Source organism: Prevotella sp. ne3005, assembly GCF_900110085.1.
Lineage (GTDB): Bacteria > Bacteroidota > Bacteroidia > Bacteroidales > Bacteroidaceae > Prevotella.
In genome coordinates, this window is record NZ_FOCK01000002.1 from 38,704 (window position 1) to 59,188 (window position 20,485).

Consider the following 20,485-nt stretch of genomic DNA (forward strand, 5'->3'; position numbering starts at 1 on the left):
GAAGTATAAGCACATGAAAGTCCTGCATGTTTATCCTGAATCCAACCACCTCATCCAGCATCATGTCATGATGCTGACAGAAGGCTTGCGGCAGAGTGCTGAGGTCTATACCGCCAGCAAAGGCAGTGCCGCCCGCCAGATAATAACAGATCGGGAACCCGACATCATCCATGTTCATGGCTGTGAACAGCTATTCCTGCTCCGTACGTTGCGTACGGCTCATAAGGAAGGAGTCCGTACGGTTATCACACCTCACGGACAACTTGAACCCTGGGGGATGCAACAGCAGGACAACAAGGACAAGGTAGGAAGATGGCTGATGCTACGCGACTGCATATCCAGTGCCTATGCCGTTATCACACTTGGCCGGTTGGAACGTATCAACTTTGAGGCATTGGGGTGGAACCCTCGTCTTGAGGAAATACACAATGCTGTTACCACGAATGCCACTACCCAGCAGGAGATGTGCTCCAAGACTTTTGCTGTCTATCAGAAAATCATCGACTCAAATACCATTGAGCAGATGGACGAAGACAGCGTCAAGACGCTTTCTGTCATCATCAAGGCGGGCATCACAGGTGATCGCAGATGGATCAGCGAACCTCCAATGACCAGCCCCGACTGGCGACGGTTGCTCATCTATGCAGAACAGGAGAATATCCGTAACTATGTAGATTATGGCATCAACATACTCGGTCTTTCTACGCCGATTCTCGACACCGAACACATTTGTGCCTACTACCCAAGCAGTTATATCCGGCCGCGACCACTGAAAGAGTTAGTGGGCAACTATCAGGGCGACGAAAATGCCTATATAGTCAAGATGATACAGCAGATTCATAAACAGCCGCTACTTCTCCACCTCATCGAACTGACCCGCGAGCTATATCGCGACAGCATCGACGACGAGCGCATTGCAGAACTACTGGAGAAGAAAAGCCTCACGGTATATGCCGCACGGCTGATGCAGGTGTTGGCTGAGCAGACACAGCTTGACGAGGGCTACATGCCCATCGCCCCTATTGACGACAAACGAACCCAACAAATACGTAATACGCTAAAAAACCACTTAAAGATATGACATCAAAGCATCATCAACACACACCAGCAGACATGCACTATCTGCAACTGCTCTCACAGTCATTTCCGACCATTGCTGCTGCATCTACAGAGATTATCAACCTCGAAGCCATCATGGCTTTGCCGAAAGGCACTGAGCACTTCCTGGCCGACATCCATGGTGAAAGCGAGGCCTTCCGTCATGTGCTGAAAAACGCATCTGGAAACATCAAACGAAAAGTCAACGAGCTCTTCGGCAACGATATCCGCGAGTCAGAGAAAAAGGAACTCTGCACCCTTATCTACTACCCTGAACAGAAGTTGGAACTTATCAAGGCCCGCGAAACCGACTTGGAGGACTGGTATCGCATTACCATCCACCAGTTAGTAAAGGTGTGCCGCGATGTATCTTCGAAATACACGCGTTCCAAGGTGCATAAATCCTTACCCGATGAGTTCTCCTACATCATCCAAGAACTGCTCCACGAGAGTCTTTCCGACATCGACAAAGCCGCCTATGTCAGCGTGATTGTCAACACGATTATCTCAACAGGACGTGCCGATGACTTCATCTGTGCCATCTGCAATGTCATACAGCGCCTTGCTATCGACCAGCTCCATATTTTGGGCGACATTTACGACCGAGGGCCTGGTGCACATATTATCATGGATACCCTGCGGCAGTACCATTCGTGGGATATCCAGTGGGGAAATCACGACATCCTTTGGATGGGTGCTTCGGCAGGTAACAATGCCTGCATATGTAATGTACTGCGCCTCTGTCTGCGCTATGCCAACTTGGCCACCATAGAAGAATACGGCATCAACCTCGTGCCCCTCGCCACCTATGCTCTCGAAGCCTACGGCAACGACCCATGTGAAGAGTTCTTGCCGAAGTTGCTGCCAGGCAACGCTATGGATGACAAGGACCTTCAGTTAACGGCCAAGATGCACAAGGCCATCGCCGTTATCCAATTCAAAGAAGAGGCCGCTATCATCAGTCGCCATCCTGAATGGGAAATGAACGACCGTCTGCTCTTCAACAACATCGACTATGAACGTGGCATTTGCACCATTGATGGTCGTGACTATGAGATGAAGAGCTGCCACTTCCCTTCCATCGACCCCAAGTCGCCCAATACGCTTACCGATGAGGAGAATGATCTCATGCAGAAGTTACACCACTCATTCCGCGTCTGTGAGAAGCTAAAGAAGCATATCCGCACCCTACTCTCCCATGGCTGTATGTACACCATTAGCAATTCCAACCTGCTTTTCCACGCCAGTTGTCCTCTCAACGATGACGGCTCACTCAAAGAGGTGGAAATCTACCCTGGTACCACCTATAGCGGTAAGGACCTCATGCACAACATCGGAATGATGATTCGTGCGGCCTTCACAAACGGTATTACCAGCGACCAACAAGAAGAATATCCTCGCGACTATGCACGCGACTACTTCCTCTACCTTTGGTGTGGCAAAAATTCTCCCCTCTTTGACAAATCGAAAATGGCTACTTTTGAACGCTATTTCCTCAAGGACAAGGAGACCTACAAGGAAGAAAAAGGCAACTACTTCAAACTGCGCGATTCGGAAGAAGTGTGCGACCGTATCCTCGATGCGTTTGAGGTGAAGGGCGACAACCGTCATATCATCAACGGACATGTTCCCGTACATGCTTCTAAGGGCGAGAATCCTATCAAGGCAGGCGGCAAACTGATGGTTATCGATGGTGGTTTCTCAGAGGCCTATCACAACGAGACTGGCATTGCCGGCTACACGCTTGTTTACCATTCCCGAGGCTTCCAGCTCGTACAGCACGAGCCGTTCACTTCTCAGCAAGATGCCATTGAACGCGAGATTGACATCAAGTCGACCACTCAAATCATCGAGATGTCGGCTCACCGCATGCTCGTTGCCGATACCGACAAGGGACGGGAACTTAAGGAACAAGTCTCCGACCTTAAACAACTACTATACGCCTATCGTCACGGCATCATCAAAGAGAAGCGTATATGAGATTCCGGTGGACGGCGTTTATCTTCATGGTTCTGTTGCCTTTAACCATCAGGGCGAGCAACAGGATTTTCAGTCAACAGATCAAAACTTTGCAGGCCGTTGTTAACGACGACTGGCAGTCTTCTCCTGCCGTCATGCGATTGGGTACCGACGACCTGCTCCGCATCAGTTTCGATGAACTCTCCCACGACTACCATCGCTATTCCTATCATATCGAGCGCTGTGAACCAGACTGGCAGCTATCGGAGGAAATCTTCGACAGCGATTGGCTCGAGGGGTTCAACGATAATGTTATCGACGACTATGCCACCTCTGTCAATACTGTTATCCCCTACACCCATTACAAGTTTGAAATTCCCAACAACCGCTGCCGCCTGAAGATGAGCGGCAACTATCGCCTCCGCATCCTCGATGACGAGGAGACAGTAGCCAGCGTCGACTTTATGGTGACGGAGCAGACGATGATCTTGTCACTTGAAGCTACCACCAATACCGACATTGATCTGAATCAAAGTCACCAACAACTATCTGTCAGTCTCAACTATAACGGCACAAGGGTAACCAATCCCGATGAACAAATCTTTATGGTGGTCATGCAGAATGGACGCACAGACAACCAACGGAGTAACATCCAACCTACCTTCAGAAATAGCAATGGACTCGACTGGAAACATGTGTCCGACCTCATCTTCGATGCAGGCAACGAATACCATAAGTTCGAAATCCTCGACCCTAGTCACCCCACGATGGGTATCGACCGAATCACATGGGACGGCGACAACTATCAGGCCTATCCTTTTATCGACGAACCGCGCAGAAACTATATCTATGATGAGGACGCCGATGGTGCTTTCTGCGTTCGCAATAGTGACAACCGCGAAAACAACACCACGAGCGAATATGTTTACGTGAACTACCGTCTGAAAACCCCTTGGACATCAGCAGGCAATATTCTCGTCGACGGCCAATGGACCACCGAGTCACCTGATCATTACATGATGACTCACGATGCCGATACAGGCCTCTGGCAGGCCCGAATCCTTCAGAAACAGGGTTACTACAATTATCAGTATCTTTTTGAAACTGCTGACGGCTCACGGAGATTTCTGTCCTCAGAGGGCAGCTTCCATCAGACACAGAACCGTTATCAGGTCTTTGTATACTATAAGGCTACAGGGGATCGTACGTGGCGGCTTACAGCGTTTCGCGGTATTCTGCTGGCGTCATCTGATGTTTATGATAGAACACTGCAATGAAATAGTTTGCCGAAACAAAGCCACACTCCTCTGCAATCATATCCAATGGCATAGCCCGATTTTTCAATAACTTCTCTGCACGTTCAAGCATAACTTTACGGAACAACGAGCGCGGACTTTTATAAATATTGTCTGATACCAGTTGATAGAATGCCTGCACGTCCAATCCCGCCTCGAGACTTAATTGGCGCATGGAAATCCTTGATTGTTTCTGGGAGGCAGTCACGAAGGGGATAATCTTTTCCATCACTTTAATGAACTGATCATCTACATCGTCCTGTAAACTGAGTTCTTCACCATTCATCTCTTCCACCGACGGTTCCAATAGCAACTCGCCCTTGTTCATACAACTCTTGGCGATTCTGCAAATACGCTTAATGATGACCTGTTCGCCACTATAACGCCTTGCACGTAGGTTTGCATTGCGAAGATAGAAATAGGCATTCACACCCAACAGGACCAGCAACAGGAAACTAAAGAGGGCAAACAGCCCAGTTGTGCGCCACCAAGGTTCATTGACCCTGACCACCCACTCGTAAGGCACAGTATTCCATTTGTCGGGTAACATCGAGGCTTGTAATTCAATGGTATAGACACCCGGAGGAAGAGCCATCAAGGGCAGGTGGAACAAACCGCGTGAGTCTACCAGACCACCCGAATTATATGAAGTATATACCTTCCAATCGTCTATCAAGCCCTTGATACGTATCCGATAACACGTCTGTTGCGGACGGAAGAAATTCAGTGCTGAGAACACTAATGAGGCAGAGTTTTGGTTGTAGTCTAAGTCTATCTCATAAGTGCGTGAAATAGCTCTATCCAAGATCACCCTTCCGTCAAACTCCTGCCCGGTGGAAATCTCATTACCATTAATCATCATACGGATAAGCTTCGGATAGAGTTCAAACGACTGGGCACCCGTACCGGCAGACATTCTGTTAGGATTGAACGTCACCACATGGTCAAGCGACTGCATCGCAATGTCTCCGTTAGGCAGACACATGGCCTTGCCATTCACAAACATCTCGTTGGGGATATTGTCATGCTGGTTAAAGCTGGAGACGTAACCAACCTTGCCGTCAGTTATCTGGATGGATGTGATACCATAGCTCGTAGCTACCCACATGCAGTGCATATGATCCTCCACCACCGAGTGGACAACGTTGTTCAGCAGTCCGTCTTTCTTAGTGAACAGCTGTGGCAACACATCCGACGGCTTACGATAGAGTTGCAGTCCCTGAGATGTTCCCACCCAGGTCCATCCACGTGAGTCAGTCGTCACGCAGTTCACGGGTCTATGCCTAAACATCACCTGTCTATCCATACCCTCCATCATCGTTCCTAAGTCATCGGCGCGTTTGTCACCCCACGAATAGACCTTGAACGGCGACTTATAAGGCATAGAATAAAGTAGGCCGCGCTTCTCCGTACCAGCCCAGAGGCCACCCTGACGGTCGAAGCACATCACATTGATATCTGTTTGAAGCAGCCTGCCACCCTCCAACTGGAGAGTTTCGGCATGCTTCAGTTTGTCGCCCTTAATATCATACACCCAATAGCCAAATTCCGAGGGCAAGTAGAGTAGTGTGTCATTTTGAGCGATATTATTCAGGTGGTAAGGCACGCGAAGGATTTCCTTCCACGTGTGTTTCTCCATGTCATACTGATTCAGCACCGACTCTTTGTCACCATTACGCACTTGGTACAGCAGGTTTTTGTCCATCTTCAGCACCGAAGTGTTCTGGTAGCGCTTGCGGTCAGACTCGCCATAGGGATAGCTCTCACGTATCTTTTGGCCGGTCTTCACATCGAAGATCTCTAACAGACCACTCTCGTAAAATAACAGCAGCTGATTATCCTTGAACACCTCCAGATCCTGTAGGTTCAGGTCTCTCCTTATTTTCATCGTCTGCTTCGTCTCAACATTGTAAAGCCCTTTATCGGTCAACAGCCACACGATGTTCTCGCTGTCCACAAATATATCCTTCACCTTATCTGTCACGCCAAACTTCTGGAACTCCTTCTCCACCGAAGAAGAGAATTTTTCCGTAGTTAGGTCCACGCACGTCACCGAATAGGTGTTCTTCAACCAGATATGGTGGTAGCGGTCGAAATAGAGATGGTAAATACCCCGGTAGCTGTCCAGCGGGAATACGTTCTCATCCGTCGGATCAATATAGATAAAGCGTTGTCCGTCATAAAAGTTGATCTGCCCCATGGTGGTTATCACCAATCGACCAGTCTTGGTGCATGCAACGATCTGGGCACTGTTGTCAGCCAGACCATCGGCAGCACTGAAGTTACGGAATACACGCGTCGAGGTCGTTGAACTTTCTGCCATAGCCGCCACAACCGGCCATAGCATCAGTAGAGCTAGAGCCGCTGCTTTCATTCTATTAGTTAATGATACGCTGCTCATCGTTTTATCAGCTTATTCATAATGACGGATTCTTACATCAATACCTTCAGCTTTCAACTGTTCTGGGAGATTCTTAACATCCGTCTGTCCATAATGGTACGGAAACAACACCTTCGGCCTGATCACCTTCGCGGCCTTCACCAACTGTTCGGTAGTCATCGTGTATGGCTGGTTACAGGGCAGGAATGCAATGTCGATATCCTTGATGTCAGCCATCTCAGGAATATCCTCAGTGTCACCGGCAATATAGATTCTCAAGCCATCAATGGTCAGAATATATCCGTTGTCACGGCCTTGGGGATGGAACATCGTACGGCCCTCGGTCGTGTTATAGGCGGGCACAGCCTCCACCTTGAAGTCATCGGCAATCTGCTTCTTGTCTCCATTCGCCATCACCTCACCAGTTCCGTACATCTCCACACAACGCTTGTTCATAATGAGTTGCGTGCCCTCATTCGTCAGAATTTTGATGGCCTCCTTATCGAAGTGGTCGCCATGCTCATGGGTGATGAATAGATAGTTGGCCTTGGGCATTGCGGTATAGTCGATCGTACGGTTTCCCAATTTCGTCACAGGGTCAATCTCTATCTCCTTGCCGTCATACTCCACACGGATGCTAGCATGTACTAGGGCGTGGAACCTGATGATTTTTCCACTCTTGGTGGTAAATTCATCCACTTCGTAGTTATCGGTAGTCACAGCCCTTCCTGCCTCTTTCCAAGCGATGATACCACCTTTTAGGTTCACACATTGGAAACCTTCGGCAGCCAACCTGTCGGCAGCATTGGCAGAGCGGCGTCCACTGCGGCAGTATACGCAAATCTTCTTGTCCTTGGGTAGCAAGGTCTTGGCTTTTTCCATGAAGTCACCCTGTGCCTGATCGATGTTTATAGCCCCAGGGATATGTCCCTCGGCAAACTCACTGGCGGTACGCACATCCAAAACAACGACAGCGGAATTTTCCATCAGTCCTGCAAATCCTTGAACGTCCACGTTCTCGTAGTTTCCCTGACCGCAAGCGGTCGTCAATCCTAAAGTGGCAAGTAGGCAAGTGATGATCTTCTTCATAAAAGTTTTGTTATTAGATGATTATAATCAAAATCTTGGTGCAAATATAACGATAATTCTGCAATTATCATTAATTTTCCCCAAATAATTAGACAAATTTTAAGTGATTTTAGATATTACCAAAACGGATATATGCTAATATTCACTTGTTAACGGCTTTTGGAGTCCAATTCTTAAAGAAGCTCAGCACTTTCTCCCGATCATAACCCTGTCCTTCTTCCAGGTATCCGGAATCCTGAATATGAATCACGTGGCCTTCCTTATCAAGCACAACAAGCACGGGGAATCCAAAGCGTCCGCACTGGTTCAGGCGCGCCATCAGGGCTTTACCCTGTTCCACCTTCGTAGCATCCTGTGAACGACGGGGATTATAGTTCACATGGATATACTCATAGTTGTCGGCGATGACCTTGCTGATGGTGGTGTCGTTCGTGATAAAGTCAGCAAAGCGCAAGCACCAGATACACCAGTTTCCACCAACCTGACAGATGACGAATTTATCTTCAGACTGGACCTTCGCCAAAGCCTGATCTATTTGCTCAATAGGGTTCAGGTCTTCGTTGTACACTTTCTTCAAAGTTTTCTGAGCATTTGCTGATAGCGAAACAAACGCAGACAGCAACCCAATAATTGCAATTTTCTTCATGAATATTTTGTTTTAATTAAAGACGAAGCCAAGGGAGGCAATGAATTGGATGAGGAGGATGGCAATGACGACAAGCGGGGCACTACGAGAGAGTCCGTTGCTAAGGGCACCGAGAATGTCGGAGAGGGTATTCAATCGGCCTGACATCATGCCAAAGACCACGGCAAACAGACTGACAGCAAAGATGATGATAGGCAGCAGACTGCGACTGAAGGCCGAAGGAAAGAGCTCGCCTGTAGCAGAGAGTAGGATGGCATGAGGCGGCAATGTAAGTAGTCCAACAACCATCCCGAAGAGGCAGAGTACGATAATGGATACACGGAGTGCGATACGGTCGCGATAGCCTCTTCCACCATCGAAGATGCCACTTTTCTGAAGAGCGCCAAGGGCGATAAGAATAAGAAGCAGCGAGACGAGCCAAGAAGAGGCTACATTTCCGGCAAAGGCCCCAAAAAACCAGCGAATGCCCTCGCTGGAGAGCAGTGAGCGCACACCCTCCAACCTCATGGCGGAAAAGATCCATGAGAGAATGAAGAGGAGCACTTGGAAGATAACAATGGTAGCCCCCACCCTTGCCATCAGTTTATTCATCGTCGGGCTGCAGGTTGTCGATGTCGAGGATGCGAAGTTCGAGGGCGCGGACCACGAGACGCGTGGCGTTGACACCACCCTGTGCCTCAGGGAAGAGTTTCTGAATAAGCTCGTTCTGCCGCTTCTCAAGACTTTTCACACCGAATGGCATACCACGCAAGTTGGTGATCTGTTCCTTTGTATATCCGAGAGCGAGATGACGAAGGAAGCGCTCGTCGTACTCGTCAATCTCATAGTTGACAAGTGCCTCCTGTTTGACGAGCTGGCCACTGACGGCTGCCTTGAATCGTTCAACAATCTTCTCGAGGATTGGCTCGTTGAATACAAGCTGTTTGCCATCCATGACAGCAGAGACATCACGGCGTGTAAGCAGTTCACCTGTCTTGAGGATAATTCCATCAGCTCCTGCATCAAGCACATCGACCCAGAGCTTTTCGTTGAGAATCTCGCCAGTGAAGATGAGCACTTTCACATCGGCATGAAGTTCCTTCGTGTGACGGCATATCTCTACGCCAACAGTGGTAGAGCCGCCAAGACCGAGGTCGAGTAGCACGAGGTCTGGCTTCTGCTGTTTTAGCAGACGCCAGTAGGCGGGCTCGTTTTCGGCTGTCCCAATAACATCTGCTTCAGGAATGTCGCTACGAATGATTCCTAAGGTTCCTTTGAGTTCGAGGGGAACGTCCTCAACAACAATAACTTTGAATGGTTCCATATTTTTACTATTTGCTTTTTCTCTATTTTATTGTTTTTTAGACGCTGGTAGTATGATGATAATCACGGTGGAACTGTCGATGATTTCGGCACGAATGCCGCAGCCACGGCGATTGGTAGCTTCGCCATGATCACGTACTATCTGTCGGCAGAGCAGATAAGGGATATGCTCACGGGAAGGATTGAAAAGGTCAGTAGCCTGCTGTTCTGTCAAGCGGAGTGCAGGCATAGCAAAACGTACCTCAACATAATATTCGTCTATCTGGCGGTATCTGATATCAGGCTTCTTTGATCCCGATTGCTTGCGTAGTATTTCAAAGAGATATCGGATAAGATTCTCGTCACCGAGGATGGTGACGGAGTCTTTCTCTATAGGTCGCAGATGTAGATGGGTACGCTCTATCTGTCGCATGGCTTGCAAGGAGAGCACACCATATAGTTCACGGTAGTAACTGGTGACCTCGCTCAGTGAAATAGTGTCACCCACATCCAGTAGTTGACGGATACGCGAAGGATAGTACATCGTCTCGTGTTTCAGTGTGGAGAGGCAGTTATCTAATACGGCATTCGACACATGGAGACTATTGTCTTCAAGTTCTGCACGCCGAAAGTCGTCATCGAGCATGTCTAAATCATTCTGCCGTTGTTGTTCACGGAGGAAACGACTATAAAGACGATGGCGGTAATAGAGTAGATAATAGGCAGGAACAATAGCCAGGGCTAACACCACAAGCATAATGATAGCGATGGTCTTGTTGGTCTGCGACTGTTGCATAGTGCGACAATAGTCACCCAATGAGGCATCTGCCGACATCTCCTTAAAGAGCTGAGTGTATATACGATTATTGTAGCTGTAGAGCTGCCACTCATGAAGGGCCAATGCAGCTACGGCACTCTCGTTGCGGATGTCGAGGATTATTTGGTAGTTGGTAGTAAGACCGTCATGAAACCATTTGATCTCAGGTGCAGTGAGTGATGGGTTCCCCATAGGTCGCATCAGATAACGACCATTTGGATATTGGGTGAGGTAATACTGGTTAAGACACTGTCTGCATGAGTCGGCAAAGAGTAGTGTACGTTCATATTGGCCTTTGATGTTACAGAAATAGGCAGAATCGGCATAAGCGCTAGCATGTGCGAGTGGCTCATTGGCTGACGTCATGACTGAATAGTGAAAGGTTAATACAACGATTAGAAGGCGCATGATGCCCATAGGCAGGCGGAACATCAGACGTGACCCCTTGCCAAGGGTGCTTGTGGCTGCCATCTGACAGACAGAGAATATCTGAGACATCTTACGATATTTCTCAATGATACCTTTGCAATTGACGAGTCCGAAGCCATGTCCTTCGACGATCTTATGGTCGAAGAGGTGTTCCAGCTGTTCGTCAGTCATGCCTCGACCAGTATCCTCAACGGCGATTTCCACATAATTTTCCGTTTCGTGTTGCGATGCGCTGACAGTCACTCGCCCACCCTGGTCGGTAAACTTACGGGCATTGTCAGCCAGTGTGTTGAGCATAAAGAGGGTGAGTACTTTATCTGCCTTGACTACGGCATCAGTAGGCAGCACATCGAGGGTGACACCCTTCATCTGGTAGGAGGTACGACTCTTGGCCAACAAGTCAAAAAGTTCCTGTAGGGGAAAACTCTCAATATGGAGACTGAGCTCACCCTGACGCAGTTGGATCCAATAGGTAAGCACATCATTGTAGTCATTAATCTGATCAGTCAGCTCTCGGATATAGGTAGGATCGGCCTTTTCGGGTGATTTCACCTCATGGAGAATGCGATCGATGAAAGGCGTAACGCTATTGACAAGCGACACTTTAGCCCGCTGTTCGAGGTTTCGGCGCTCACTGTTCTCTACGCGCAGTTCCATCGCAGCTATCTCCTCTGCTTTCTGTTCGAAAAGATCATCGCCAACCTCGGTCTTCGACTGTTTCTTGTTGAGGTGGTTAAAGAGCCATACCGAGAAGCTGAGCAGGATGATGGCTGCCACCACGGCAATGAGCATAAGGTTCAGTTGGGAGAGTGTGCGCTCGTACTGGCTGGCACGGGCTTCCAACTGACGGTCCTGACGGGTAAACTCCTGAAGGTCGAGATAGAGGTTACGGTTGTAGTCGCTCTGGGGTTTGTCGTCGATGGCGGCATAGGCCACACTAAGCTGTTCGCGGATGGAGGCCACGAGGTCGGGGGCTTGATTGATGGTGGAATCGGCGAGAGCCTGTTCTAGGTTATAGAGCGCCGACTCATAGTCGCCTATCTGTCGGAAACAGGAGGCCAGCGTTCGATAGGCACCTGCAATCTGATAGACATCGCCGTAGTCTTGGAACATGTAGAGGGCACTCTCGGCCAAATAGCCTGCCAACATCTCTTCGTTGATGCCGTCAGGATTGATAAAGCGCAGAGCTGGCATGTTATCCCTCAACAGCTGGTTGCGGTATTCGGGCTCCATGAGATGCTCGGACAGGGCTTCAAGGGCATTGGCGGCAAAGTAGGGATAGCCTCCTCGGCGGGCTGTCAGAAAACAACGCATGAGGTGGTCGAACTCCTGTTGGTTGATCTGCTGTTGGGTTCCCTCGGTGATGATGCCACCTGCACCGATGTTGTAGAGATAGTTGAGGAATTGGGCTGTGTCGCTCTGTACCTCATTGGGATTGATGGTATAAAGGGCTTCGACAGACTGACGCTCAAGACCCACATAATAATAATAGGTGGAATTGACGATGGCATATTCTGTTTCTGCATAGAGCAGACAACGACGGTCGTGGTCAGAAAGGGCGTCACGCTCTTCATTGATGCGACGGATGGTCTTGTCGGCCAACTCGCGGAACTCGTGGAACTCACGGTTACGGGAGCGACGCTGACAGAGGCGCATCTGTTGGACATAGGCAATAAGGCATTGCACCTGGTGATCAGTGGTCTCTACCACCTCTTTAAGAAGTCGTTCAGCCTCGTCGTATTCCATACGTACGATATGGACGAAGGCAAGGTTATTCAAAGCCTCTGCCCTACCCGCACGATACCCTATAGCGAGCTCTGCAGCACGCCGTGCATAGGATTCTGTGGAGTCGATGTTACGGTAGTGATAAGCGTAGGAAAGATGATTCAGCTTGTCGACCGCTTGCCTATCTGGACGGCTACAGGCTGATAAGAGAAGAGTTATTAATATGAATAGTTGAAGCTTCATCCGTATAAACATAGTTCCCCCTCGCCATAGGCGAGAGGGACTATATAATTATGCGCGAGCTTTGGCCACGTAACCAAGTGCTTCGCGACACTTATCGGTAACGTACTGCCAGTCTCCGGCTTTGACCTTGTCGGAGGGGAACAGCTTAGAACCCATGCCAACACAGAAGACGCCAGCCTTAAACCACTTCGTCAGATTTTCTTCGTCGGGTGACACACCACCTGTGACCATTATCTTTGACCAGGGCATCGGAGCCTTCAGTCCCTTGATCATGTTCGGGCCAACGACATCGCCGGGGAACACTTTCGTCAAGTCGCATCCTAACTCCTGAGCCTTGCCAATCTCTGAAACGGTCATACAGCCGGGACAGTAAGGCACCAGACGACGGTTGCACACAGGTGCGATGTCGGGGTTGAACAATGGCCCCACCACAAAGTTGGCACCCAACTGGATGTAAAGGGCTGCGGTTGGAGCATCCACTACAGAGCCGATACCAAGGGCTAACTCTGGGCACTCCTTGTCGGCCCATTTAACAAGCTCCCCGAACACCTCCTGAGCGAAGTCGCCACGATTAGTAAACTCAAATGCGCGAACACCACCCTCATAGCAGGCCTTCACCACATTCTTACAAGTCTCAAGATCTTTGTTGTAGAAGACGGGCACCATACCGGTATCACCAATCTTCTTCATGACTGCTATCTTATCAAACTTTGCCATAATCTAATTATTGAACATTAACCATTAGCGCTGAACGCGGCCGCTGGCGTTACCGCCGGCCAAGCTCTCCACCTCGTCAACAGATACCAGGTTAAAGTCACCATTGATAGTGTGCTTCAGAGCCGATGCAGCCACAGCAAACTCAAGGGCCTCACCTTGAGTGGCCTTGGTCAGCAATCCGTGGATCAAGCCACCGGAGAACGAGTCGCCACCACCTACGCGGTCAATGATCGGATTAATCTCATAGCGCTTGCTCTGATAGAACTCTTTACCATCATAGATAAGGGCCTTCCAGCCATTGAACGTAGCACTGTAGCTCTCGCGAAGCGTTGAAACGACATATTTGAAGCCAAACTCCTTCATCATCTGCTTGAAGATTCCTTCGTAGCCGGCAGCATCGGTCTTACCACCCTCTACGTCTGCATCGGGCTTGAAGCCCAAGCACAGCTCTGCATCCTCCTCGTTACCAATGCAGACATCCACATATTTCATTAATGGGCGCATGATGGAGATAGCCTTCTCAGAGGTCCACAGCTTCTTACGGAAGTTCAGGTCGACAGAAACGGTCACGCCATGACGCTTGGCAGCCTCGCAGGCAAGCTTCGTGAGCTCAGCAGCCTTATCGCTGATGGCAGGTGTGATACCACTCCAGTGGAACCAAGCAGCTCCCTCCATGATTTTGTCGAAATCGAAGTCAGCAGGAACAGCCTCTGCGATAGCACTGTGTGCACGGTCGTAGATCACCTTTGAAGGACGCATCGAGGCACCGGTTTCAGCATAATAGAGACCAACACGGTCACCGCCACGGGCAATGAACTCAGTGTTCACGCCATAACGACGCATGGCATTGACAGCAATCTGTCCAATCTCATGTTTTGGCAACTTACTGACGAAATACGCCTCGTGGCCATAGTTGGCTACTGAAATAGCCACGTTAGCCTCACCACCACCAGGGATGATGCGGAATGATTCACTCTGAATGAAACGGTCGTTTCCCTGTGGGGAAAGGCGGAGCATGATCTCGCCCAATGTTACGATTTTAGCCATTTTTCCTTGTTTTAACTATAGATTAAACATCATTTTTTCGTTTGCGACGACAAAGATAGGGATATTTTTCCATGTGACCAAATATTTAAGAGGATTTTAGCAAAAAACTTACGGAAACGATTTCGATTATAATATTTAGGTAAAGATGTTGGCGGTTTCAATTTTTATTCGTACCTTTGCAAAAAATATCGGAAGATTATGGCAAAGGAGATTATTACAATTAAGGATATTGCCGCACACGCAGGTGTTTCAACAGGTACCGTAGACCGTGTGCTGCACAACCGTCCGAACGTTAGTAAGACTGCATTGGAGAAGGTAAACAAAGCTTTGGAAGAACTGGACTATCGTCCCAACATGTATGCCTCTGCCCTCGCCTACAACAAGACCTATAATTTCTACTGCGTGCTGCCTAAGCACGAACAGGATGCCTATTGGGACGAGATAGAGGAAGGTGCTCAGGCTTGTACCGACTTCCGCCGCGACTTTGGCATCAACCTGAAGTTCATCTACTACGAGCGTTTCAATCCCCCTGCATTCACAAAGATGGTACGCGAATTCTTTTCGGCCAAGATCGATGGTGTCATCATCGTTCCCTCCACATTGGAGCAGACCCAACGATTCACAGAGAAACTGATGGAGCGCAACATTCCTTATGTATTGCTCGACTCCTACATGCCCGACCTGAAACCCCTCACCTTCTTTGGACAAGATTCTTTTGCCAGCGGTTATTTCGCAGCCAAGATGCTGATGCTTATCGCCAACAAAGAAAAAGAGGTGGCGCTGATGAAGCAGACGCGCGACGGAAAGGTGGGTTCCAAACAGCAGGCCAACCGTGAGACAGGCTTCCGTCATTATATGGTGGACCACTATCCTGACATCAAGATCACTGAGGTAGACCTGCCACTCGATGAAGAGAAGAAGGATTATGATGTCATTCTGGAGAAGTTCTTCAAGGAACACCCGCAGGTTCACCATTGTATCACTTTTAATTCGAAAGCCCATATCGTCGGGGAATTCCTGGAAAAGACCAACCGCCGTAACGTTCAGATCATGGGTTACGACATGGTGCCCAAGAATGAGGTCTGCGTGCGTAATGGCAGTATCTCATTCTTAATTGCCCAGCATGCCTACCAACAGGGCTATGCCAGCGTCGACGCACTCTTCAATGCCATCGTGATGAAGCGTGCAGTCAATCCCGTGAACTACATGCCCATCGAGATTCTGACGAGGGAAAACGTGGATTTCTACCGCAGGAAAGCAATATAATTACTATTATAAATAATAAAACAATGGAACAAACAACTTACTTGAAAATTAATCCGGCCGACAGCGTTATTGTATGTCTGGAGGCCAAGAAGAAAGGAGCCATCGTTGAGGTGGATGGCCGCCAGATTGTCCTGAACCAGGACACGCCCGCAGGGCACAAGGTACTCATTAAAGATGCCCCAAAGGGCACCGACATCATTAAATACGGTTATCCTATAGGTCATGCGAAGGAAGACTTGAAGGCTGGCGACTGGGTAAACGAGAATAATCTGAAGACTAATCTCTCTGGCACACTTGAATACACGTATCAGCCTGTAGACGAGACACTTGACATAGAAAAAGAAAACCGCACCTTTAAGGGCTATGTAAGGAAGAATGGCGATGTAGGTGTACGTAATGAGATTTGGATTGTGCCTACCGTTGGTTGCGTCAACGGCATTGCCGAACGATTGGTAGAAGAACTGAAGAAAGAGACGCATGAAGACGGCATTGATGCCATCCATGCCTGGCATCACAATTACGGTTGTTCACAACTCTCAGGCGATCATGAGAACACCCGCAAGGTGTTACGTGACATTTGTCTGCATCCCAATGCCGGAGCAGTACTCGTGCTGAGTCTCGGCTGCGAGAACAACCAGCCCGATGATTTCATGGCTATGCTGGGCGATTATGACAAGGAACGTATCAAACTGCTTGTAACCCAGAAGGTTGACGACGAGATGGAGGCTGGCATGGCCATCCTGCGTGACCTTTACAACCTGGCCCGTCAGGACAAGCGTCAGGAGGTGCCCGTCTCGAAACTCCGTGTAGGTCTGAAATGTGGTGGTAGCGACGGTTTCTCAGGTATTACAGCCAATCCGCTCGTGGGTGAGTTCAGCGACTGGCTTGTGGCCCAAGGTGGTACTTCCGTACTGACAGAGGTGCCCGAGATGTTTGGTGCCGAGACGATTCTGATGAATCGCTGTGAGACAGAAGAACTCTTCAACCAGACGGTATCAATGATCAACAATTTCAAGAACTATTTCCTCTCTCATGGTGAGCCTGTTGGTGAGAATCCAAGTCCTGGTAATAAAGCCGGAGGTATCTCCACCCTTGAGGATAAGGCTTTAGGATGTACGCAGAAATGTGGTAAGGCTCCGGTTAGTGGTGTGATGGAATATGGTGACCGTCTGGAGCACAACGGACTGAACCTGCTCTCTGCTCCTGGCAACGACCTGGTAGCTGCTACGGCCCTTGCCTCTTGCGGTTGTCACTTGGTACTCTTCACGACAGGACGTGGAACACCTTTCGGCACCTTCGTCCCAACGATGAAGATAGCCACCAACCCCGACCTCGCCCGTAGGAAGAAGAACTGGATTGACTTCTCGGCCGGACAGCTCATCGAGGGTCGCACGATGCAGGAGCTGGTGCCCGAATTTATTGATAAAGTGTTAGCTGTGGCCAGTGGTGAGAAAGCCCAGAACGAGGCCAATGGCTACCGTGAAATATCCATCTTCAAAAACGGTGTGACACTATAAAAGAATAAAGTAAAAGAGCAAAAAGTGAAGAAGGGACTCATCGCACTATCGCCATTAGGTGTGTTCATCGCATTCTATTTAGTCACCAGCATCATTGCTGGTGACTTCTACAAGATACCCATCACCGTGGCTTTTATGGTATCGAGTATCTATGCAATCATCATCTTTGGCGGTAAACCGCTGATGAGTCGTGTCAATACCTACAGTCGTGGTGCCGCCACCGAACAGATGATGCTGATGATCTGGATCTTTGTGCTGGCAGGTGCCTTTGCCAGTTCAGCCAAGGCGATGGGCAGTATCGATGCCACCGTCAATCTGACACTCTCACTCTTGCCCCCACAAATGATTTTTGCGGGGCTCTTTCTGGCAGCCTGTTTCATCTCCCTGTCCATCGGTACCAGCGTAGGTACCATCGCTGCGCTGACACCTATTGCAGCTGGTATCGCAACGGAGACAGGCACCGATGTAGCCCTTATGACAGCAATCATCGTCGGTGGTTCCTTCTTTGGCGACAACCTGTCGTTCATCTCCGACACCACTATCATGGCCACACAGACACAGGGATGCCGGCTACACGATAAGTTCCGTGTCAATGTCTTCATTGTAGCCCCAGCCGCCCTGACCATCCTGGTGGTCTATGTCTTCATGGGGCAACAGATGAGTGCTCCGCAAGCGATTCCACCGGTAGAATGGGTGAAGGTCGTTCCTTACCTGGCAGTCCTCGTGACAGCCATCTTCGGTATGAACGTGATGGCAGTGCTCACGTTGGGCATCCTTCTGACAGGTATCATCGGTATATTGTCTGGAAGCTTCGACATTTACGGATGGTTTGGTGCCATGGGCGAGGGCATCCTCTCGATGAGCGAACTGATCATTGTGACGATGATGGCTGGAGGCATGCTGGAACTGATACGTGAACGTGGAGGTATCGACTTCCTGATATGCCAACTCACTCGTCGCGTAAGAAACAAACGGGGAGCCGAGCTCAGCATTGCCGCCTTGGTGTCGCTCGTTGATGTCTGCACCGCCAATAATACGGTGGCCATCCTTACTGTAGGCAGTATCGCCAAACAGATTGGCGACCGCTATGGTGTCGATAATAAGAAATGTGCCTCCATCCTCGATACCTTCTCTTGTATGGTTCAGGGATTGATTCCCTATGGCGCCCAGATACTCATTGCCGCAGGACTGACGGCCTTAAACCCCATCGCCATCCTGCCCTACCTCTACTATCCCTTTGTATTAGGCATTGTGGCCTTGCTCTCTATCTTCTTTCGTTATCCCCGTCGTTACTCATGAATATCATCCAGCGTAATTTCTTCCGCCTGCTCCGAAGTGGCGCATTCAACATCAGCGAGCCTATCGAACCGATGTCAGTCTTCAAGTGGGAACGACTCTACCAGTTGGCCTTCATGCATCAGGTAGTGCCTTGTGCTTATGACGGACTGCTTAATTGCAAGTATCAGTTTACGGTGAAACTTTCTGACGCTCAATGGCAACAATGGCAAGATGCGACAAACACCGCCAGATGTCAGCAAGAGTCGGAGGAAGATGAGTTCTTGAGAGCCGACCACCTGACGAATCCCCTACTTAACCATAAACTGCAGAATATCCTTGACGATGAACAGTCCGACATCATTTCGCGCCAGTTGCTGCTCATCATCCTCCGCATCGTGCGACATATCATGAACGAGGGGATGCCTGTCCGACAATTGATAGAGCTAGGAAAATTCCTCCGCCAAGAGGGGAAAAAGGTGGATCAGCCGACATTCATGAAATGGGTAGGCAATCTCCACCTCTCTCCGATGTGCCAGTTGGAAGGCGAATTCCTCATACTGCTCTTCGGTTTTAAGAAAGAAGAACTGTTCTTCCTTGGAGATAAGACCAATAAGAACATAGAAAAGATAGCACAAGAACTGATTGATTTTACGAACACCCGCTCACAGGACTGGTATTTCTCTCAGGACAATGACAGCATCTTTGTCCACAACAGCAATACTTCAGCGATGTTCAGTCATGTGCGCCGTTCTGCCCGCTATTTCCGCTACTATCCTTCTGAGAGCGTCACAAACTTCTTTGCTTCGTTTGTCCACTCGCTCTCTCATATTGAGGAGTAGCCGTCTCTACGAGGTGGAAGTGCCGGAACCGTATTTCCTTGAGTCCGTGATTTCCCATAAACCGGCTTTTATCCACATAGCCGCTGATACCCTTTAATCGTCCCTTACTGGTATATTGCCACATGGTGATATCACGCCCGTCTTCGAGTACGGGTTCCTCGGGCTGATACATAGCTATCATCAGCTTATAGTCATTGACCTTACCCTGCAGATGCCAGTTGTAGAAATTCCGGAACGTATAGAGCAAGGGGGGCTGATGGTATTCTTTTTCCACCATACCCAGAAATTTGATCAGCGAGTCACAGAACTCAGCAGAAGGTAGTCCACCTGTCGTCTCAATATCTATCATGGGGATCAGGTCTTGTTCCGAGGGTCTGCATTGCATCTTGAAATTCCTCAACTGCTCAATGGCAGAGGTCTTCGGACGGAAGAAATGGTAAGACCCCACCTTGATACCGTGACGATGGGCCAACTGGATGTTACGTTCATAACGGTCGTCAATACGGTCACCGCCCTCAGTAGCCTTCAGATAGACATACGACATCTTCGTATTCTGACCAACATGCTCCCAGAACACCTGACCCTGATAATGGCTCAGATCGATGCCATGAACATGACTACAGGTATCCTCACATTGCAGTTCGGAAGGTACGTAGAAAGGATCACGCAAAGTGGGGTCCACTGGTGTACGCTTCCTGGTCTTAGAACGGTAGCGGGCCGTGCGCTTATGCGATTTATGCTTTGCCCTTTTCACAGTACGGACGGTCTTTTGACGACTACGGGCTTTATGACGTGAGCGCTGGGCATAAGCATCGCCAACAAAAATGGCTAAAAGCATGACGGCCAGCAAAATATATAT

The 20,485-nt window shown here is 49.2% G+C and carries 16 protein-coding genes; 7 read left to right on the forward strand and 9 right to left on the reverse strand.

The annotated features are described in order from the left end of the window. Window positions 1-13 precede the first annotated feature (13 nt). Genes BMY16_RS03050 through BMY16_RS03060 form a run of 3 tightly spaced genes read left to right on the forward strand, consistent with a single transcriptional unit; the run spans window position 14 to window position 4,334 of the window. A complete protein-coding gene (locus BMY16_RS03050) occupies window positions 14-1,081 on the forward strand; it encodes a glycosyltransferase (RefSeq protein ID WP_091839982.1) in 1,068 nt (355 codons plus the stop codon). Further along, entirely contained in the window at window positions 1,078-3,078 is a 2,001-nt protein-coding gene (locus tag BMY16_RS03055) for a fructose-1,6-bisphosphatase (protein WP_091839985.1), read from the forward strand. The genes BMY16_RS03050 and BMY16_RS03055 overlap by 4 nt, the downstream gene beginning before the upstream one ends. Beyond that, on the forward strand, window positions 3,075-4,334 hold the full coding sequence (locus tag BMY16_RS03060) for a type IX secretion system plug protein (RefSeq protein ID WP_091839988.1): 1,260 nt from the start codon (window positions 3,075-3,077) through the stop codon (window positions 4,332-4,334). The genes BMY16_RS03055 and BMY16_RS03060 overlap by 4 nt, the downstream gene beginning before the upstream one ends. Here BMY16_RS03060 and BMY16_RS03065 read toward each other — a convergent pair. The 8 genes from BMY16_RS03065 to BMY16_RS03100 all read right to left on the reverse strand — a co-directional run bounded on the left by BMY16_RS03065 (window position 4,273) and on the right by BMY16_RS03100 (window position 14,726). Continuing rightward, complete coding sequence (locus BMY16_RS03065; RefSeq protein WP_170835982.1) at window positions 4,273-6,675, reverse strand: helix-turn-helix domain-containing protein; 2,403 nt, start codon at window positions 6,673-6,675, stop codon at window positions 4,273-4,275. The genes BMY16_RS03060 and BMY16_RS03065 overlap by 62 nt on opposite strands. A 90-nt stretch (window positions 6,676-6,765) precedes the next feature. Beyond that, entirely contained in the window at window positions 6,766-7,821 is a 1,056-nt protein-coding gene (locus BMY16_RS03070; RefSeq protein WP_244512863.1) for a rhodanese-like domain-containing protein, read from the reverse strand. Between the two features lie 142 nt (window positions 7,822-7,963). Further along, complete coding sequence (locus BMY16_RS03075) at window positions 7,964-8,389, reverse strand: DUF255 domain-containing protein (protein ID WP_244512884.1); 426 nt, start codon at window positions 8,387-8,389, stop codon at window positions 7,964-7,966. Window positions 8,390-8,479: 90 nt separating this feature from the next. After that, a complete protein-coding gene (locus tag BMY16_RS03080; RefSeq protein ID WP_091839996.1) occupies window positions 8,480-9,058 on the reverse strand; it encodes an AbgT family transporter in 579 nt (192 codons plus the stop codon). Then, on the reverse strand, window positions 9,051-9,770 hold the full coding sequence (locus BMY16_RS03085) for a DUF5932 domain-containing protein (protein WP_091840000.1): 720 nt from the start codon (window positions 9,768-9,770) through the stop codon (window positions 9,051-9,053). The genes BMY16_RS03080 and BMY16_RS03085 overlap by 8 nt, the downstream gene beginning before the upstream one ends. A gap of 27 nt (window positions 9,771-9,797) precedes the next feature. Next, complete coding sequence (locus tag BMY16_RS03090) at window positions 9,798-12,962, reverse strand: ATP-binding protein (protein ID WP_091840001.1); 3,165 nt, start codon at window positions 12,960-12,962, stop codon at window positions 9,798-9,800. A gap of 48 nt (window positions 12,963-13,010) precedes the next feature. Then, complete coding sequence (locus BMY16_RS03095; protein WP_091840003.1) at window positions 13,011-13,679, reverse strand: bifunctional 4-hydroxy-2-oxoglutarate aldolase/2-dehydro-3-deoxy-phosphogluconate aldolase; 669 nt, start codon at window positions 13,677-13,679, stop codon at window positions 13,011-13,013. A 24-nt stretch (window positions 13,680-13,703) separates the two neighbouring features. Beyond that, window positions 13,704-14,726 (reverse strand): sugar kinase, encoded by a 1,023-nt coding sequence (locus tag BMY16_RS03100; RefSeq protein WP_091840004.1) that lies wholly within the window; start codon window positions 14,724-14,726, stop codon window positions 13,704-13,706. A gap of 198 nt (window positions 14,727-14,924) precedes the next feature. Between BMY16_RS03100 and BMY16_RS03105 the strand changes: the two genes are divergently transcribed. The 4 genes from BMY16_RS03105 to BMY16_RS03120 are packed head-to-tail and all read left to right on the forward strand — an operon-like array spanning window position 14,925 to window position 19,626. Next, on the forward strand, window positions 14,925-15,992 hold the full coding sequence (locus BMY16_RS03105; protein ID WP_091840006.1) for a LacI family DNA-binding transcriptional regulator: 1,068 nt from the start codon (window positions 14,925-14,927) through the stop codon (window positions 15,990-15,992). Between the two features lie 23 nt (window positions 15,993-16,015). After that, window positions 16,016-17,509 carry a UxaA family hydrolase gene (locus BMY16_RS03110; protein WP_091840008.1) on the forward strand — a complete coding sequence of 498 codons (1,494 nt, stop codon included), beginning with the start codon at window positions 16,016-16,018 and terminating at the stop codon, window positions 17,507-17,509. A 24-nt stretch (window positions 17,510-17,533) separates the two neighbouring features. Beyond that, window positions 17,534-18,808, forward strand: coding sequence for a Na+/H+ antiporter NhaC family protein (locus tag BMY16_RS03115; RefSeq protein ID WP_091840009.1), 1,275 nt, complete (start codon window positions 17,534-17,536; stop codon window positions 18,806-18,808). Further along, window positions 18,805-19,626 carry a hypothetical protein gene (locus tag BMY16_RS03120; RefSeq protein WP_091840011.1) on the forward strand — a complete coding sequence of 274 codons (822 nt, stop codon included), beginning with the start codon at window positions 18,805-18,807 and terminating at the stop codon, window positions 19,624-19,626. Before BMY16_RS03115 ends, BMY16_RS03120 begins: the two co-directional genes overlap by 4 nt. On the opposite strand, the gene BMY16_RS03125 is transcribed toward BMY16_RS03120, so the two are convergent. Further along, on the reverse strand, window positions 19,574-20,464 hold the full coding sequence (locus tag BMY16_RS03125) for a glycoside hydrolase family 25 protein (protein ID WP_091840511.1): 891 nt from the start codon (window positions 20,462-20,464) through the stop codon (window positions 19,574-19,576). The two genes, BMY16_RS03120 and BMY16_RS03125, sit on opposite strands and share 53 nt — an antisense overlap. Between the last annotated feature and the right edge of the window lie 21 nt (window positions 20,465-20,485).

Coding starts and splice junctions, on each gene's coding strand:
- BMY16_RS03050 (WP_091839982.1), top strand. CDS start 14: ATGAAAGTCCTGCATGTTTATCCTGAATCCAACCACCTCATCCAGCAT.
- BMY16_RS03055 (WP_091839985.1), top strand. CDS start 1,078: ATGACATCAAAGCATCATCAACACACACCAGCAGACATGCACTATCTG.
- BMY16_RS03060 (WP_091839988.1), top strand. CDS start 3,075: ATGAGATTCCGGTGGACGGCGTTTATCTTCATGGTTCTGTTGCCTTTA.
- BMY16_RS03065 (WP_170835982.1), bottom strand. CDS start 6,675: ATGGCAGAAAGTTCAACGACCTCGACGCGTGTATTCCGTAACTTCAGT.
- BMY16_RS03070 (WP_244512863.1), bottom strand. CDS start 7,821: ATGAAGAAGATCATCACTTGCCTACTTGCCACTTTAGGATTGACGACC.
- BMY16_RS03080 (WP_091839996.1), bottom strand. CDS start 9,058: ATGAATAAACTGATGGCAAGGGTGGGGGCTACCATTGTTATCTTCCAA.
- BMY16_RS03085 (WP_091840000.1), bottom strand. CDS start 9,770: ATGGAACCATTCAAAGTTATTGTTGTTGAGGACGTTCCCCTCGAACTC.
- BMY16_RS03090 (WP_091840001.1), bottom strand. CDS start 12,962: ATGAAGCTTCAACTATTCATATTAATAACTCTTCTCTTATCAGCCTGT.
- BMY16_RS03095 (WP_091840003.1), bottom strand. CDS start 13,679: ATGGCAAAGTTTGATAAGATAGCAGTCATGAAGAAGATTGGTGATACC.
- BMY16_RS03100 (WP_091840004.1), bottom strand. CDS start 14,726: ATGGCTAAAATCGTAACATTGGGCGAGATCATGCTCCGCCTTTCCCCA.
- BMY16_RS03105 (WP_091840006.1), top strand. CDS start 14,925: ATGGCAAAGGAGATTATTACAATTAAGGATATTGCCGCACACGCAGGT.
- BMY16_RS03110 (WP_091840008.1), top strand. CDS start 16,016: ATGGAACAAACAACTTACTTGAAAATTAATCCGGCCGACAGCGTTATT.
- BMY16_RS03120 (WP_091840011.1), top strand. CDS start 18,805: ATGAATATCATCCAGCGTAATTTCTTCCGCCTGCTCCGAAGTGGCGCA.
- BMY16_RS03125 (WP_091840511.1), bottom strand. CDS start 20,464: ATGCTTTTAGCCATTTTTGTTGGCGATGCTTATGCCCAGCGCTCACGT.